This window comes from Hydrogenobaculum acidophilum (assembly GCF_054656715.1).
On the sequence record NZ_BAAHXP010000053.1, the window covers coordinates 1 to 677 of the forward strand.

Below are 677 nucleotides of genomic sequence, written 5' to 3' on the forward strand. Positions count from 1 at the left end.
CAAACCTTCTTCCTTTATGGGTAATAAATATAAGTGTCTTAGGTCTTCCTCTTCCTTGAGTTTTTGATTTGATTTCTACAAAACCTGCTTTTTGAAGGAAGTTTAAAACCCTATCGCAAAGCCATTTTTGATTTTGAAATACTCTTTTTATTAACTCTTGTCTTGTGTATCTTCGTTTTAAGAGTAGTGTTAGCACTTCATTAGACACATCTTCGTAGGTTTTGCCTAGTAGATTGTCTTTGGTGATATTTCCAAAGTCTATTTCTTTTGCATACTTCCAAGCTTTTTGAAAGTCTTTGTTAAAGTTTTCTTTGTCTGATAGAAGTTCGCATAATACGGACCTAACAAAGTCTTCGCTTAGGCCTATTGATTTAGCCCAACCGCAAGCTGGAAGCATTACGTTTATAAACCTGTGACTTTGATGTTTGTCTGAAAGGGTTTTTACAGAGGTTTTGTAGTGTTCTTGTATGGAAGAATGTTGTTTTCCTCTTAACATAAAAGAAGGTGTCTTAATAGGATGTTTCCTTTTTTTTGTGTGATAGTAAACGTTATAGCGTTTTTGTAAGTTTTTAAGCTCTCTGTATAGGTCGTAGAACCTCACCCTTTCTTCTGCTTGTTCTATGAGCTGATAACCTAAGCCTATATCTTGATCTTCAAGGATGATAGGATGGTTTAAT

At 34.6% G+C, this 677-nt stretch carries 1 protein-coding gene; it reads right to left on the reverse strand.

The features are described from left to right. On the reverse strand, positions 1-677 hold a 677-nt coding region (locus ACYQZV_RS09090; protein WP_459895326.1), incomplete at both ends, for a hypothetical protein.